This window comes from Klebsiella ornithinolytica NBRC 105727 = ATCC 31898 (assembly GCF_001598295.1).
Classification (GTDB): Bacteria; Pseudomonadota; Gammaproteobacteria; order Enterobacterales; family Enterobacteriaceae; genus Klebsiella; species Klebsiella ornithinolytica.
Genome location: NZ_BCYR01000009.1, coordinates 93,407 through 108,897, shown reverse-complemented (window position 1 = coordinate 108,897; position 15,491 = coordinate 93,407). Strand labels below are relative to the sequence as shown.

Sequence of the window (15,491 nt, the reverse complement as noted above, 5' to 3'; positions counted from 1 at the left end):
CGATCTGACTGAGCCGTTATAATGAACGCAGAGAGAATAAGCGGATGCAAAAAAGGAGCCTTGCGGCTCCTTTCATCATGTCACATTGTTCAGCATTACGCGTTTTTCAGCACTTCGCTGACGATTTCCACCGCTTCTTTCTCGATCTGCTTACGATGTTCTTCACCCAGGAAGCTCTCGCAGTAGATCTTGTAAGCATCTTCCGTACCTGACGGACGCGCGGCGAACCAGCCGTTGTCGGTCATCACTTTCAGGCCACCAATCGATGCGCCGTTGCCCGGCGCGGCGGTCAGACGTGCGGTGATCGGATCGCCGGCCAACTGGCTGGCGCTGACCATTTCCGGCGACAGCTTAGACAGCGCCGCTTTCTGTGCGGATGTAGCCGAAGCCTGCAGACGGTTATAGCTCGGCGCGCCGAAGCGGGCAGCCAGTTCGTCGTAGTGCTCCTGCGGGTTTTTACCGGTGACGGCGGTGATTTCCGCCGCCAGCAGGCACATGATGATACCGTCTTTGTCGGTCGACCACGGGGTTCCGTCAAAACGCAGGAACGATGCGCCCGCGCTCTCTTCGCCGCCAAAACCGAAGCTGCCATCGAACAGACCGTCAACAAACCATTTAAAGCCCACCGGCACTTCCACCAGCTTGCGGCCCAGGTCGTTAACCACGCGATCGATCATCGCGGAGGAGACCAGCGTCTTACCAACGGCGACATCCTGGCCCCACTGCGGACGATGCTGGAACAGGTAGTTAATCGCCACCGCCAGATAGTGGTTCGGGTTCATCAGACCCGCCGGCGTGACGATGCCGTGACGGTCATAATCCGGATCGTTAGCAAAAGCCAGATCGAACTTATCGCGCAGCGCCAGCAGCCCTGCCATCGCACACTCAGAAGAGCAGTCCATGCGAATGGCGCCGTCTTTATCGAGGTGCATAAAGCGGAAGGTTTGATCGACGTGATCGTTGACGATAGTCAGGTCGAGTTTGTAGTACTCGGCAATACGTTTCCAGTATTCGATACCGGAACCACCCAACGGATCGACCCCGAGCTTCAGACCGGCTTTCTGAATCGCCGCCATGTCGACGATATCCGCCAGCCCTTCGATAAACGGTTGCACCAGATCCTGCTCTTTAACATGACCGGATGCCAGTGCCGCATCGAGGGAGATGCGCTTGACGCCCTGCAGACCCGAGGCCAGCAGTTCGTTAGCGCGATTCTCTACCACTTTGGTGACGTTGGTATCAGCCGGGCCGCCGTTCGGCGGGTTGTACTTAATACCGCCATCTTCCGGCGGGTTATGAGACGGCGTAATCACGATGCCGTCCGCCAGCGGACCACCTTTTTTGTTGTGCACCAGGATGGCATTGGAAATGGCCGGCGTCGGGGTGAAACCGTTGTTTTCCTGCACGATAACATCAACGCCGTTGGCCGCCAGCACTTCCAGTACGGAAATAAAGGCCGGTTCGGAGAGCGCGTGGGTATCTTTACCCACGTAGCAGGGACCGGTAATCCCGTTCTTCGCGCGGTCTTCCGCAATCGCCTGAGCGATCGCCAGAATATGCTGCTCATTGAAGTTATGGCGCCCTGCACTGCCACGATGGCCAGAGGTGCCAAACTTCACCGCATGCTCCGCGTTGCCCGCTTCCGGCTTCAGTACGTAGTACTGCGCGGTCAGCTGAGCGACGTTAATCAAATCACTCTGTTGTGCAGGCTGACCCGCACGCTTATCGATTGCCATTGCCTGATCCTTCTGATGCAAGGTGAATAAAACTAGATCGTGCCGCAGACCTTCTCAATTAATTCCGCTGGGAACTGCATCGACTGCATGATGTGTTCGATCATGCTGCACTTACGACCGGTATTGGTATTGGTGATAACCCACCACGGAGTACCAGGAACCTGTTTCGGTTTAGTCTGGTTACCGCTTTTTAGCAGGATCCGCGAATCTTCGGCAAAGTACACGCGGGTGCGCCCGTGCAGAGACTCGGTGGCCTCAGCAAACGCTTTGTTATCTAAGGAGTACAGCGTGGTCAGGACCAGCATGAAGCGGTTTACCGCGCGTTTTTGTTCGGCGTATTCATCAGATAACAGCAGCTCGCGCATCGCGCGCACTTTATCTTTCGCCGGATTCACGGGCTTCGCTTCGACGGCAGGCGTCGCAGCCGGCGCCGGCGCAGCTTTTACGACCGGTGCGGCAGTCTGGGAAACGGCGGAAAATTTCAGCATGCGCCGTAAAATGTCGGATGCACTCTCGCCAATATGCTGGGTGTGGCTGGCAATATAGCGATAGAGATCATCATCAACTTCAATTGTTTTCATCTTAATCCAGTGCGATATCTTATTCTGAATACAAGTTGTCAGGATTATAAGGACAAATCCTGACCGCGGATAGCGTCAAACCAGGATGGCGGTAAAACTCAGATAGCTCTGGGTCTTGCAGCCGGATGGCAGAATGTCCAACATAATACCCTAACCCGACGAAGCGAAAAAAAGAACTTTGCCATGAAATTAAATAGCCGCACGCAATCTGCACAAAATCCGCACAATAATTCCCCTGTTGTCCTGGTTCACGGTCTGTTTGGTAGTCTCGACAACCTGGGCATCCTCGCCCGCGACCTGGTGAACGACTACGATATTTTGCAGGTTGATATGCGCAACCACGGTCTTTCCCCCCGTTCGCCGGAGATGACCTACGCGGCGATGGCGCAGGATCTGATCGATACTCTTGACGATCGGCAGATAGAGAAAGCCACCTTTATTGGTCATTCGATGGGGGGGAAAGCGGTCATGGCGCTTACCGCACTGGCGCCGGAGCGCATCGCTGGCCTGGTCGCCATTGATATTGCCCCGGTGGACTACCACGTGCGCCGTCATGATGAAATTTTCAACGCCATCAATGCCGTCACCGACGCCGGCGCCGCGTCCCGTCAGCAGGCGGCCACGGTGATGCGCCAACATCTGCAGGAAGAAGGCGTGATTCAGTTTCTGCTGAAATCCTTCGTTGATGGCCAGTGGCGCTTCAACGTACCGGTATTATGGGATCAATATCCGCACATCGTGGGCTGGCAAACGGTTCCTGCCTGGCCTCATCCGACCCTGTTCATCCCGGGAGGCAACTCGCCGTACGTCACCGATGAGTATCGCGATACCCTGCTCGCCCAGTTCCCACAGGCGCGAGCGCACGTCATCGCCGGCGCCGGCCACTGGGTGCATGCGGAGAAACCGGAAGCCGTCCTGCGCGCCATTCGTCGCTATCTGACCGCTTTGCAGGCTTAACTGGCTAAAAACTGCCCGACCGCGCTGCAGAATGCCCGCGGTCGTTGGCGCAACGGTTCGCCTGATGTATTATGGCGCGCTATCTGTGTCGGCTATAGCCCGGCAACTTGTTTCCCCGAAGTCACTCTGAATCATGGCAAAAGAACAAACGGACCGTACGACATTAGATTTGTTCGCAACCGAGCGTCGCCCGGGTAGACCAAAGACCAATCCGCTTTCGCGCGATGAACAACTGCGCATAAATAAACGCAATCAGCTCAAACGCGACAAAGTTCGCGGCCTGAAGCGTGTGGAGTTAAAACTCAACGCTGAAGCGGTTGATGCGCTCAACGAGCTGGCGGAAGCTCGCAATATGAACCGCAGCGATTTGATCGAAGAGATGCTGATGAACCAGCTGGCAACCCTGCACAGCCGGGATAAAGCCTGAAAATCCTCAAAAAAACACTTTCATGTAGCAGAGTGTGCAGTCGGGCGTGATTGCTGTTTCCGCGCCCTCCCCTGTTCTGCTATGATTGCCGTTATCTGCGGGCATTACGCCACTACCACATCATTAAGTTTCAAGAGGTTATTTTACTCATGGCAATCATCGGCATCTTTTTTGGCAGCGACACGGGCAACACCGAGAATATTGCAAAAATGATTCAGAAGCAGCTTGGTAAAGATGTTGCTGATGTTCACGACATTGCCAAGAGCAGCAAAGAAGATCTGGAAGCCTACGACATCCTGCTGCTCGGCATTCCGACCTGGTACTACGGTGAAGCTCAGTGCGACTGGGATGACTTTTTCCCGACGCTGGAAGAGGTCGACTTTAACGGTAAACTGGTTGCGCTGTTTGGCTGCGGCGATCAGGAAGACTACGCGGAATACTTCTGTGACGCGCTGGGCACCATCCGCGACATCATAGAACCGCGCGGCGCCACCATCGTTGGCCACTGGCCGACCGCGGGCTATCATTTTGAGGCCTCTAAAGGCCTGGCGGATGACGATCACTTCGTCGGCCTGGCTATCGATGAAGACCGCCAGCCGGAACTGACCAACGAACGCGTGACTCAGTGGGTTAAGCAGGTCTCTGAAGAGCTGCACCTCGAAGAAATCAAAAACGCCTGATGATTGTGCGGCGTTACCGTTAAGTTTCGCCGCATTAATAGATAGAAGCAATCAAACTAATAGCTACAAGTTTTTAACTTTTAATCACATATCTGTACAATGTCCTCTGATTTAACGAGGTCAGGTGACGTAGTTTGTAGCTGGGACCTCGTTTTTGACAGCATACAAGGCCCGATACTTGCAGTTTTCATTTAACGATGGCAGTTCTATAATGAGACGCATTGCATCGGGTGATTCTCTGTATTACTTCCGCTGATGGAAGTAGATCGTTTAGCAACAGGACAGATTCCGCATGACTGACAACAATACCGCATTAAAGAAGGCTGGCCTGAAAGTCACACTTCCACGATTAAAAATCCTGGAAGTCCTGCAGGAACCGGATAACCATCACGTCAGTGCGGAAGATTTATACAAGCGCCTGATCGACATGGGTGAAGAGATTGGTCTCGCTACTGTTTATCGCGTGCTGAACCAGTTTGATGATGCTGGCATTGTGACTCGCCACAACTTCGAAGGCGGTAAATCTGTTTTCGAACTGACCCAGCAACACCATCACGATCATCTTATTTGCCTCGATTGTGGCAAAGTGATCGAATTCAGCGATGAGTCTATCGAAGCGCGTCAGCGTGAAATCGCCCACCGCCACGGCATCCGTCTGACCAACCACAGTCTGTACCTTTACGGTCACTGCGCGGAAGGCGACTGCCGCGAAGATGAACATGCACACGACGCGCTGGAAAAGTAATTTCCCACCGCGTGGACCACAAAAAGCCAACCTGACGGTTGGCTTTTTTTATGTGCAAACGCCTACCCTTTTCTGCGCGCGGTATGCTCGTCGAGAGCACGGATAAACGGTTCCTCATCCCAGCGGTTTGCCAGCGCTTCTCGTACCAGAGCCTGTTGGGTTTTCGGTACCATTCCACCTAATGGTGGGTCGGTATCAAGATTGGTGGGGAATGCGTAGCCCCGGGCAGCCACGGCAATCAGTGCCTGAACATCGCCACAGGATTGCGCGCCATGAAAAACGCCTGATGGTTAACATCAGGCGTTTTTACTGACAGGATCTGGCGCCCGCGATCAGGGCCTGGTGTTGTTGCTGCGAATCTCTTTCCAGATACGATCGCAACGCGCTTTCACCGCCTGGTCATTGCCGGTACGAGTCGCCTGAATACACTGTTGGTAATCCAGAACGCGCACGCTTTCCTGGTTGGCAAACGCCTGATGCTGTTTATCTTCTTTCAGCACGTCGAGAACGCTCTGGCAGGCCTGAACCTTATCCGGATTCCCTTCCGCCGTATTGATACAGGCGCTGTAAGCATCTTTTAGTTTCGTATCTTCTTTTGGCGCGGGGGACTGCGTACAGGCTACCAGGCCCGATGCCATAACCGCGATGAGCAATAGCTTCTTCATAATTGACCTCTCAGGTTTGCGGCAGGTTTACGCCTGCCGCCGCGGCATCAGAAAATAGTGAACGGAGCAATAACCATGAACTTCACGTCACGCTCATCCTGGAAGATATTGCCATAGCCACCGCTCCAGCTCGGGATGTCGGAGTGGTTGTCGTATTGGGTAAAGTGCAGTTTAAACAGCGTTCCTTTTGCCCGGCCGTCCTGTACGGTGTACATGGCATCGAGGCTATACGCGGACTCTTCCAGCCGTTTGTCCGGATTGTAATAGGCGTCCGGCGTGGACATTCTGCCCGGTTTGGCATCCCATGCGTAGACGTAAGAGGCGCCAAACGCCCAGCCCGGCATATTCCAGTTTTTCATGTCATACATCGCGCCGAAGAACACCGCTTTCTCACCGTTGGCGTTGAAGTCAGAACGGTTATCCCACCATACATCAAGACGACCGTTGGAAGAGGCATAGGTCGGGGTCATACGCTGCAGGAAGTAGCCCTGCTGGCCTTCAGCTTTCACCCAGGTGCCTTCCAGACGCAGGTCGAGGACATCAGCAACCTTGTAGCCAAAGGTCAGCGCCTGCAGCCAGGCAGTCCCGTCGTAGATATCGTTCGTGCCGCCGTTACTGACTTTGTCGCGCGTGCCATAGAACTGGTAGCTGGTGTTTAACGGCGTACCCGCGATATCAAATTTGTAGCTGGCCTTGGCAAAATACTGGTCGATATAGCCTTCAGCCTGGCCAAACGCCGCTTCCAGCACGAGGTCATTTTTAAAATCGTATTTGGCGCCCAGGGAGTGCAGATAATCGACTTTGGTTTTCTTGTCGTTCTGGTAGAAATTATCCATCTCGATGTGCCATGGCGCTTTGTATTCGTTCGTCCACATATAGGAGAAACTCAGCGCGCCGGCATCACCGTAATCAAAGTTGGCGCCGGCTTCAGCCCCCTGGTAAGTACCCGGCATAAAGCTCCAGTGCGGAGCCAGCAGCGTTTGCCCGGTTGGCTGGATATAACCGCCGCGAGCCCACACCGGGCCATATTTAAATTTCGCCGCAGCTTTATACAGGCTGATTCCGCTCTTATCGCCAGAGTAATCTTCGTCGTAGGCTTTATTCTTTGAGGAGAAGGCAATTTCGTTCGGGTGACCGCTTTCGCTGCTTTCCGCCATTTCAATTGCGGTGAAGGCAGCCACGTCAATACCAAACATATCAGCGGCATAGCCGGACTGGAAATCCAGATTGGCGTTCCAGGTCGAATGGGAAAGGTTGGTTTTGTATTTATCGCCGTCGGTCACATCTTTCCGGTCGCGCTCACGCTGCCAGTAGTAGATGCCGCCGGTTAAGGTGGAATCATCAATAAAACCTGCTGCGCTGGCCTGCGGAACAACGATCCAGCCCGACATCGCGGTGACGGCGGCAATAGCCAGCGCCAGCGTACTACGTTTGCCACTAAACGTACGCATGTGCATATCCTCTTTGACGTTTTAAAAACGCGGAGCCAAAGGCAAGCCGCGAAAAAATAAATAAGACTGCTAAAAAGGTGGAGCGGTAAAAGCCGCGTAACCACTGTTGATAGACTATTTTTCGTGACGCGAATTATCAATCTCTTTCGCCGATCAAAGCTTAAGATTATGACAAAGCGCACATATTCTATTTCTTTTTGTAACAATATCAGGCCTCATCCTTTTTTATGCGTAAGTAATTACTAAATAGAAAGAAAATACAGAATGAAAGCGCTTACAGCCGTTTTGTGTACCGGTGGGAGGAGTGGCAGAGCTGACAGATATGACAAACAGTAAACAAGATTAATTCGCATCGCGAAAATAACGAACTTAATTCACTGATTCCAAAATAAAAAAAAACGCCGCTAAATGCGGCGTTTTGACACAGAGACGACGGCCGGGCCGCGACGAAAAATTTACTCGCCGACTTTAGCCCAGGTATCACGCAGACCCACGGTGCGGTTAAACACCAGATGCGTTGCGGTTGCATAGCGGCTATCGAGACAGAAATAACCTTCACGCTCAAACTGATAGGCTTTGCTGGCTTCCGCAGTGGCCAGGCTCGGTTCAGCGAAGCCCTGCTTGATCACCAACGATTCAGGGTTCATCACCGTCAGGAAGTCTTCTTCCGCGCCCGGATTCGGCACGCTGAACAGACGATCGTACAGACGAATCTCCACCGGCAGCGCGTGTGCCGCGCTGACCCAATGGATAACGCCCTTGACCTTACGACCATCGGCAGGATCTTTGCTCAGCGTATCGGCGTCATAGGTACAGAAGATCGTGGTGATCGTACCCTCTTCGTCCTTCTCTACACGCTCGGCCTTGATCACGTAGGCATTACGCAGGCGAACTTCTTTACCCAGCACCAGGCGCTTGTACTGCTTATTCGCCTCTTCACGGAAGTCGGCGCGGTCAATCCAGATCTCCGCGCTAAACGGTACTTCACGGCTGCCCATCTCCGGTTTGTTCGGATGATTCGGCATCGTCACCATTTCGCTTGCACCCTGCGGGTAGTTTTCAATGACCAGCTTAACCGGGTCGATAACGGCCATGGCGCGCGGCGCGTTTTCATTGAGATCTTCGCGGATGCAGGATTCCAGTGACGCCATCTCAATGGTGTTGTCCTGCTTGGTCACGCCAATGCGCTTGCAGAATTCACGAATAGAACTGGCGGTATAGCCGCGACGACGCAGACCGGAAATGGTCGGCATACGCGGGTCATCCCAGCCTTCTACGTGCTTCTCGGTAACCAGCTGGTTCAGCTTACGCTTGGACATCACGGTATATTCGAGATTCAGACGGGAGAATTCATACTGACGCGGGTGAACCGGGATGCTGATGTTGTCCAGCACCCAATCATACAGGCGACGGTTGTCCTGGAACTCGAGGGTACACAGGGAGTGCGTAATGCCTTCCAGCGCATCGCTAATGCAGTGCGTGAAGTCGTACATCGGATAGATGCACCACTTGCTGCCGGTCTGATGATGATCGGCAAATTTAATGCGGTACAGCACCGGATCGCGCATGACGATAAACGGCGAGGCCATATCGATTTTTGCACGCAGGCAGGCTTTCCCCTCTTCAAAACCACCGGCACGCATTTTTTCAAACAGCGCCAGGTTCTCTTCCACGCTGCGATCGCGATACGGGCTGTTTTTACCCGGCGCTTTCAGCGAACCGCGGTATTCGCGAATTTCATCCGCCGACAGTTCGTCAACATAGGCCAGGCCTTTGTTGATCAGCTCAATGGCATACTGGTGCAGCTGGTCAAAGTAATCAGACGAGTAGCAAACATCCCCGGACCAGTGGAAACCTAACCACTGCACGTCGTTTTTAATCGACTCCACGTATTCGATATCTTCTTTCACCGGGTTGGTGTCATCGAAACGCAGGTTGCATTGGCCCTGATAATCCTGAGCAATACCAAAGTTCAGGCAAATAGACTTCGCATGGCCAATGTGCAGATAACCGTTCGGTTCCGGCGGGAAACGAGTATGAACGGTGGTGTGCTTACCAGTAGCCAGATCTTCATCAATGATCTGACGAATAAAGTTAGTCGGGCGGGCTTCTGCCTCACTCATCGTGGGTTCCTCAAAGCGTAAACAACGTATAACGGCACATGATCTTACAAGCGGGGCGTAGAGACAACTATTAGTTACTGAAAATACGTATCTGAAGAAGATTATGGGGTCAGATGGGCTAAAAAAAAGCGGCGGAGGTTTCCCCCCGCCGCTCAGGCATAAACGCTACTCAGGAGCCTTACTTGCCTTTAATCTCATACAGCGGCGTCTGACCTGCCACCACCTTACCGGTTGCCAGAATCACCAGCGCACTGTAATCGTCGCTGTTGCTGCACACGACGGGGCTGATCATTGAACGGGCATTGGCATTCAGGTAGTCCAGATCCATTTCCAGAATCGGCTGGCCAGCCTGCACTTCCGCACCTTCTTCAACCAGACGTTTGAAGCCCTGGCCGTTCAGCGCCACGGTATCAATGCCCATATGGACGACGATTTCCGCGCCATTTTCCGTTTCCAGGCAGAACGCATGGTTGGTGTTGAAGATCTTCACGACGGTACCGGCAGCCGGAGCTACGACGGTTTTGTCGGTCGGTTTCACCGCCACGCCATCGCCGACCGCTTTGCTGGCGAAGGCTTCATCAGGCACCTGCTCCAGCGCAACGATATCACCGGTAATCGGCGATACCAGCGCCGCGATGGTTTTGGCGTTAGCCACGGCCTGCGGTTTTGCAGTCGGAGCGGCGGCGGCAGGTGCAGCGTTGCCTTCTGCTGCGGCTACTGGTCCCGTCGTTTTCATCGCATTAGCGATTTTTTCCGCCACGAAGCCGACAATGATCTGTACGCTCGTTTTGTTCAGGCGAATAACGCCTGACGCGCCCAGACGTTTCGCCAGCGCTTCGTTCACCAGAGAAGAGTCTTTAACGTTCAGACGCAAACGGGTGATGCAGGCATCGATACCGGTCAGGTTGTCAGAACCGCCGACTGCAGCGATGTACTGACGTGCCAGACCTGCAACATCCTGCTCTTTGCCGCTGCTGACATTCACATCCTGACCATCCGCTTCGCTACCGGCAACGGCCAGTTCGCGACCCGGGGTCATCAGGTTGAATTTGGTGATGGTGAAGCGGAAGACCACGTAGTAAATAACGAAGAAGACCAGACCCTGCGGGATCAGCATCCACCAGTGGACCGCCAGCGGGTTACGGGACGACAGCACCATATCCACCAGACCGGCGCTGAAGCCGAAACCGGCAATCCAGTGCATGCTGGCAGCGATGAACACGGAGATACCGGTCAACACGGCGTGAATGACATACAGCACCGGCGCCACGAACATGAAGGAGAACTCCAGCGGTTCAGTGATCCCGGTAAAGAAGGCGGCAAAGGCGCCCGCCATCATAATACCCAGCACTTTTGCCTTGTTCTCAGGACGCGCGCAGTGGTAGATAGCCAGCGCCGCACCCGGTAAACCGAACATCATAATCGGGAAGAAGCCCGCCTGATAACGACCGGTGATCCCCACAACCGCTTTACCTGCTTCGATAGACTGAGCGCCACCGAGGAAGTTAGGAATATCGTTAATACCAGCAACGTCAAACCAGAACACGGAGTTCAGCGCGTGGTGCAGACCGACCGGAATGAGCAGGCGGTTGAAGAACGCATACACGCCCGCACCGACGGAACCCAGTTTCTGGATATGCTCACCGAAGTTTACCAGACCGTCGAAGATAACCGGCCAGATATACATCATGATGAACGCAACGGCGATCATCACAAAAGAGGTGAGAATCGGCACCAGACGGCGGCCGCTAAAGAAGGAGAGCGCTTTCGGCAGTTCAACGCTGCTGAAGCGGTTATACAGCTCCGCGGAAATGATCCCCACGAGGATACCCACGAACTGGTTGCTGATCTTACCGAATGCTGCAGGAACCTGATCCGCCGGAATCTTCTGGATCATGGAAACCGCAGCCGGAGAGCAGAGCGTGGTCAACACGAGGAAGCCCACAAAGCCGGTTAACGCCGCAGCGCCATCTTTATCTTTCGACATACCATAAGCCACACCAATGGCGAATAGTACGGACATATTGTCGATGATCGCGGAACCGGATTTAATGAAGAACGCGGCCAGCGCGTTGCTTCCACCCCAGCCTACCGGGTCAATCCAGTAACCGACACCCATTAATATCGCTGCCGCCGGCAGCGTGGCGACCGGCACCATAAGCGCGCGGCCAACCTTTTGTAGATAACCTAGAATACTCACTTTATTCCCCCTATGAGACCCCGATAAGGCTCATTCAAAGCCACTTTTTTATTGTGTAACCAGGTTGGTTTTTTAACTTACTTGCAAAGTGTGTGGAAAATTAATTCGTATCGCAAATTAAATGCGTATTTTTTGTGACTATAATCACCAAATATCGTATTAACCCCTCCCTGTGACTGGCTAACATCGAAAACTTATTTTATCATTCAAAAAATCAACACGGATTGACCCCGCTCGTCGTAGTGACTGTAATACTCTTAATAGTATGCCGGCGCCAATCCGCCAGGTTCTAATTTAACTATAGAGGTGAAGAATGAGACTGATCCCCCTGGTAACTGCTGAACAAGTCGGCAAATGGGCCGCTCGCCACATCGTTAACCGCATTAACGCGTTCAAACCGACGGCGGACCGTCCGTTTGTCCTGGGTCTGCCTACCGGTGGTACGCCTCTGACCGCTTACAAAGCGCTGGTTGAAATGCACAAATCAGGCCAGGTTAGCTTTAAACATGTTGTGACCTTCAACATGGACGAATATGTCGGTCTGCCGAAAGAGCATCCGGAAAGCTATCATAGCTTCATGCATCGTAATTTCTTTGATCACGTTGATATTCCGGCGGAAAACATTAACCTGCTGAACGGCAATGCGCCAGATATCGATGCAGAATGCCGCCGCTATGAAGAAAAAATCCGCTCCTACGGTAAAATCAACCTGTTTATGGGCGGCGTTGGCAACGACGGGCATATCGCGTTCAACGAACCCGCCTCTTCACTGGCCTCTCGTACCCGTATTAAAACCCTGACCCATGAAACCCGCGTAGCGAACTCCCGTTTCTTCGACGGCGATGTGGATCTGGTGCCGAAATATGCGCTGACTGTGGGCGTGGGCACCCTGCTGGATGCGGAAGAAGTGATGATTCTGGTACTGGGTCACCAGAAAGCGCTGGCGCTGCAGGCGGCGGTTGAAGGCAACGTTAACCATATGTGGACCATTACCTGTCTGCAGCTGCACCCGAAAGCGGTGATCGTCTGCGACGAGCCGTCCACCATGGAGCTGAAAGTGAAGACGTTGAAATACTTCAATGAATTAGAAGCCGAAAACGTCAAAGGGCTGTAAGGTAGTCTCGTCCTGCGGCTTGTCCGCGGGACATTTCATTTTTTTGCTACACCAGCTCCGCCAGGCGGCATCAGACCAACCCTTAGAAGCCAGCCTGCCGCGGAGCGTGTGTGAACCGGGGGTCGTAATGTATGCATTAACCCAAGGCCGGATTTATACCGGTCATGAAATTCTGGATGACCATGCGATTATCATCGCTGATGGCCTTATCGAACGTATCTGTTCACTGGCTGATTTGCCGTCTGAGATTGAGCAACGCTCGGTCAATGGCGCCATTCTTGCCCCCGGTTTTATCGACGTACAGCTGAACGGCTGTGGCGGCGTGCAGTTTAACGACAGCCATGACGCCGTCACCGTCGAAACGCTGGAAATTATGCAGAAGGCCAACGAACGTTCCGGCTGCACCAGCTATCTGCCGACGCTGATTACCTCCAGCGATGAATTGATGAAACAGGGCGTGCGCGTCATGCGCGAGTACCTGCAAAAACATCCGAACCAGGCGCTGGGTCTGCACCTTGAAGGCCCGTGGCTGAACATCGTGAAAAAAGGCACCCACAACCCGGACTACGTGCGTAAGCCGGACGCTGCGCTGGTCGATTTTCTGTGTGAAAACGCCGATGTGATCACCAAAGTGACTCTCGCGCCTGAGCGCGTCAGTACCGAGGTGATTCGTAAACTGGTGGCTGCCGGGATCGTTGTTTCCGCAGGCCACTCCAATGCCACGCTGAAAGAGGCGAAAATCGGTTTTCGCGCGGGCATCACCTTCGCGACCCATCTGTACAACGCCATGCCGTACATCACCGGGCGCGAACCGGGCCTGGCAGGCGCGATTTTCGACGAACCGGACGTTTACTGCGGTATTATCGTCGACGGTATGCATGTGGATTATGCTAACGTGCGGAATGCAAAACGCCTGAAAGGCGACAAGCTGTGCCTCGTCACTGACGCAACCGCCCCCGCCGGCGCGCATATTGACCAGTTCATTTTTGCTGGTAAAACAATATACTACCGTAACGGGCTGTGCGTGGATGAAAATGGTACCCTCAGCGGTTCTTCGCTGACCATGATTGAAGGTGTCCGCAATCTCGTCGAGCATTGCGGTATCGCACTGGACGAAGTGTTGCGTATGGCAACCCTCTATCCCGCACGCGCCATTGGCGTAGAGAAACAGCTTGGCAGCATCGCACCGGGAATGGTCGCTAACCTGACCGCCTTTACCCGCGATTATAAAATCATCAAGACCATCGTTAATGGTAACGAGGTCGTCACTGAGTAAGTAAAGAATGACAGCAGGCGGACATGCTCAAATTGGTAACGTTGATCTCGTAAAACAGCTGAACAGCGCGGCCGTGTATCGGCTCATTGACCAGCACGGCCCCATTTCGCGCATTCAGATCGCGGAACAAAGCCAGCTTGCCCCTGCCAGCGTGACCAAAATCACGCGCCAACTGATTGAACGCGGGCTGATCAAAGAAGTCGATCAGCAGGCCTCCACCGGGGGCCGCCGCGCCATCTCTATTATTGCGGAAACCCGCAACTTCCATGCTATCGGCGTACGCCTTGGTCGCTACGACGCGACGCTGACCCTGTATGATTTAAGCAGTAAGACGCTGGAAGAAGAACATTTTCCGCTGCCTGAACGCACCCAGGAGACGCTGGAACATGCGCTGCTGAACATCATTGCGGCCTTTACTGAACGCTGCCAGCGCAAGATCCGCGAACTCATCGCCATCTCCGTGATCTTACCCGGACTCGTTGACCCGGAAAGCGGCGTGATTCGCTATATGCCGCATATTCAGGTTGAGAACTGGGGGCTGGTTGAAGCGCTGGAAAAACGCTTTAAAGTCACCTGTTTTGTTGGTCACGATATTCGCAGCCTTGCGCTGGCAGAGCACTATTTTGGTGCAAGTCAGGATTGCGAAGACTCTATTCTGGTGCGCGTCCATCGCGGTACCGGCGCGGGAATCATCTCCAACGGACGCATTTTTATTGGTCGTAACGGCAACGTCGGCGAGATAGGCCATATTCAGGTCGACCCGCTGGGCGAACGCTGTCACTGCGGGAATTTTGGCTGCCTGGAGACCGTCGCGGCGAACGCCGCCATCGAACAACGCGTGCGTCACCTTCTTGAGCAGGGCTACCAGAGTAAACTGACTGCGGATGAGTGCACGATCAAAGCTATCTGCAAAGCGGCCAACAAAGGCGACGCCCTGGCCTGCGAGGTCATCGAATATGTGGGGCGTCACCTGGGCAAAACCATTGCTATCGCCATTAACCTGTTTAATCCGCAAAAAGTGGTGATCGCCGGCGAAATTGTCGAAGCAGAAAAGGTACTGTTACCCGCGATTGAAGGCTGCATTAACGCTCAGGCACTGAAGGCGTTTCGCAAGAACCTGCCGGTCGTTCGCTCGACGTTAGATCACCGCTCCGCAATCGGCGCTTTTGCGCTGGTGAAGCGCGCCATGCTCAACGGTATACTGCTCCAGCGTTTGCTGGAAGGTTAATAACTCTATTACAAGGCTAAATTATAGTGGTTCTATATTTTCATCGATTGAATTTATATGAGCCACTAGTTTATCCAGAGTCAGTGTCCCATTCATTTTCATAAGCATACATAACTGTTCTTTTGCGTGCTCATAAGAACGCAGTTTTGTATACAACTTTTTAGCTAAGCGCCAGGCGTTTTTATGAATATCCCCTTGAGCACTATACGCCCTGTCGCGTCTTCCTTCATAAAGTACATATATACATTTGCCCAGTATGATTATATAAAAAACAAAATGGAATTTTGACTTTATCACAAGAGTATAGC

General features: G+C 53.3%; 14 protein-coding genes. 7 read left to right on the top strand and 7 right to left on the bottom strand.

Annotated features, from left to right (window positions below):
- Window positions 1–95: 95 nt before the first annotated feature.
- Together pgm and seqA are read right to left on the bottom strand one after the other, a co-directional pair.
- Window positions 96–1,736, bottom strand: a complete 1,641-nt coding sequence (pgm, locus tag ROR01S_RS17795) for a phosphoglucomutase (alpha-D-glucose-1,6-bisphosphate-dependent) (protein ID WP_004859615.1) — start codon at window positions 1,734–1,736, stop codon at window positions 96–98.
- 32 nt (window positions 1,737–1,768) lie between these two features.
- Window positions 1,769–2,317 (bottom strand): replication initiation negative regulator SeqA, encoded by a 549-nt coding sequence (gene seqA, locus ROR01S_RS17790; protein ID WP_015584879.1) that lies wholly within the window; start codon window positions 2,315–2,317, stop codon window positions 1,769–1,771.
- Between the two features lie 183 nt (window positions 2,318–2,500).
- Here seqA and ybfF point away from each other — a divergent pair, with 183 nt between their 5' ends.
- The 4 genes from ybfF to fur all read left to right on the top strand — a co-directional run bounded on the left by ybfF (window position 2,501) and on the right by fur (window position 5,126).
- Complete coding sequence (gene ybfF / locus ROR01S_RS17785; RefSeq protein ID WP_004859610.1) at window positions 2,501–3,274, top strand: esterase; 774 nt, start codon at window positions 2,501–2,503, stop codon at window positions 3,272–3,274.
- 133 nt (window positions 3,275–3,407) lie between these two features.
- On the top strand, window positions 3,408–3,701 hold the full coding sequence (ybfE, locus tag ROR01S_RS17780) for a LexA regulated protein (protein ID WP_004859608.1): 294 nt from the start codon (window positions 3,408–3,410) through the stop codon (window positions 3,699–3,701).
- 149 nt (window positions 3,702–3,850) lie between these two features.
- The gene (gene fldA, locus ROR01S_RS17775) at window positions 3,851–4,381 is read left to right on the top strand and encodes a flavodoxin FldA (protein ID WP_004859605.1); all 531 of its coding nucleotides are present in this window, start codon (window positions 3,851–3,853) and stop codon (window positions 4,379–4,381) included.
- 292 nt (window positions 4,382–4,673) lie between these two features.
- Window positions 4,674–5,126, top strand: a complete 453-nt coding sequence (fur, locus tag ROR01S_RS17770) for a ferric iron uptake transcriptional regulator (protein ID WP_015584881.1) — start codon at window positions 4,674–4,676, stop codon at window positions 5,124–5,126.
- A 62-nt stretch (window positions 5,127–5,188) separates the two neighbouring features.
- On the opposite strand, the gene ROR01S_RS27115 is transcribed toward fur, so the two are convergent.
- The 5 genes from ROR01S_RS27115 to nagE form a co-directional block, all read right to left on the bottom strand.
- A complete protein-coding gene (locus ROR01S_RS27115) occupies window positions 5,189–5,359 on the bottom strand; it encodes a hypothetical protein (protein WP_174539225.1) in 171 nt (56 codons plus the stop codon).
- 99 nt (window positions 5,360–5,458) lie between these two features.
- Entirely contained in the window at window positions 5,459–5,791 is a 333-nt protein-coding gene (locus ROR01S_RS17765) for a ChiQ/YbfN family lipoprotein (protein WP_015584883.1), read from the bottom strand.
- 47 nt (window positions 5,792–5,838) lie between these two features.
- On the bottom strand, window positions 5,839–7,242 hold the full coding sequence (gene chiP / locus ROR01S_RS17760; RefSeq protein WP_004859598.1) for a chitoporin ChiP: 1,404 nt from the start codon (window positions 7,240–7,242) through the stop codon (window positions 5,839–5,841).
- A gap of 455 nt (window positions 7,243–7,697) precedes the next feature.
- The gene (gene glnS, locus ROR01S_RS17755) at window positions 7,698–9,365 is read right to left on the bottom strand and encodes a glutamine--tRNA ligase (RefSeq protein WP_015584884.1); all 1,668 of its coding nucleotides are present in this window, start codon (window positions 9,363–9,365) and stop codon (window positions 7,698–7,700) included.
- Between the two features lie 178 nt (window positions 9,366–9,543).
- The gene (gene nagE, locus ROR01S_RS17750; protein ID WP_015584885.1) at window positions 9,544–11,565 is read right to left on the bottom strand and encodes an N-acetylglucosamine-specific PTS transporter subunit IIBC; all 2,022 of its coding nucleotides are present in this window, start codon (window positions 11,563–11,565) and stop codon (window positions 9,544–9,546) included.
- A 313-nt stretch (window positions 11,566–11,878) separates the two neighbouring features.
- Here nagE and nagB point away from each other — a divergent pair, with 313 nt between their 5' ends.
- The 3 genes from nagB (at window position 11,879) to nagC (ending at window position 15,183) form a co-directional block, all read left to right on the top strand.
- Window positions 11,879–12,679 carry a glucosamine-6-phosphate deaminase gene (gene nagB / locus ROR01S_RS17745; RefSeq protein ID WP_004859594.1) on the top strand — a complete coding sequence of 267 codons (801 nt, stop codon included), beginning with the start codon at window positions 11,879–11,881 and terminating at the stop codon, window positions 12,677–12,679.
- 127 nt (window positions 12,680–12,806) lie between these two features.
- Window positions 12,807–13,955, top strand: coding sequence for an N-acetylglucosamine-6-phosphate deacetylase (gene nagA / locus ROR01S_RS17740; protein ID WP_064359735.1), 1,149 nt, complete (start codon window positions 12,807–12,809; stop codon window positions 13,953–13,955).
- Between the two features lie 7 nt (window positions 13,956–13,962).
- Window positions 13,963–15,183, top strand: a complete 1,221-nt coding sequence (gene nagC / locus ROR01S_RS17735; RefSeq protein ID WP_032716894.1) for a DNA-binding transcriptional regulator NagC — start codon at window positions 13,963–13,965, stop codon at window positions 15,181–15,183.
- Window positions 15,184–15,491: the final 308 nt, after the last annotated feature.

Coding starts and splice junctions, on each gene's coding strand:
- pgm (WP_004859615.1), bottom strand. CDS start 1,736: ATGGCAATCGATAAGCGTGCGGGTCAGCCTGCACAACAGAGTGATTTG.
- seqA (WP_015584879.1), bottom strand. CDS start 2,317: ATGAAAACAATTGAAGTTGATGATGATCTCTATCGCTATATTGCCAGC.
- ybfF (WP_004859610.1), top strand. CDS start 2,501: ATGAAATTAAATAGCCGCACGCAATCTGCACAAAATCCGCACAATAAT.
- ybfE (WP_004859608.1), top strand. CDS start 3,408: ATGGCAAAAGAACAAACGGACCGTACGACATTAGATTTGTTCGCAACC.
- fldA (WP_004859605.1), top strand. CDS start 3,851: ATGGCAATCATCGGCATCTTTTTTGGCAGCGACACGGGCAACACCGAG.
- fur (WP_015584881.1), top strand. CDS start 4,674: ATGACTGACAACAATACCGCATTAAAGAAGGCTGGCCTGAAAGTCACA.
- ROR01S_RS17765 (WP_015584883.1), bottom strand. CDS start 5,791: ATGAAGAAGCTATTGCTCATCGCGGTTATGGCATCGGGCCTGGTAGCC.
- chiP (WP_004859598.1), bottom strand. CDS start 7,242: ATGCGTACGTTTAGTGGCAAACGTAGTACGCTGGCGCTGGCTATTGCC.
- glnS (WP_015584884.1), bottom strand. CDS start 9,365: ATGAGTGAGGCAGAAGCCCGCCCGACTAACTTTATTCGTCAGATCATT.
- nagB (WP_004859594.1), top strand. CDS start 11,879: ATGAGACTGATCCCCCTGGTAACTGCTGAACAAGTCGGCAAATGGGCC.
- nagA (WP_064359735.1), top strand. CDS start 12,807: ATGTATGCATTAACCCAAGGCCGGATTTATACCGGTCATGAAATTCTG.
- nagC (WP_032716894.1), top strand. CDS start 13,963: ATGACAGCAGGCGGACATGCTCAAATTGGTAACGTTGATCTCGTAAAA.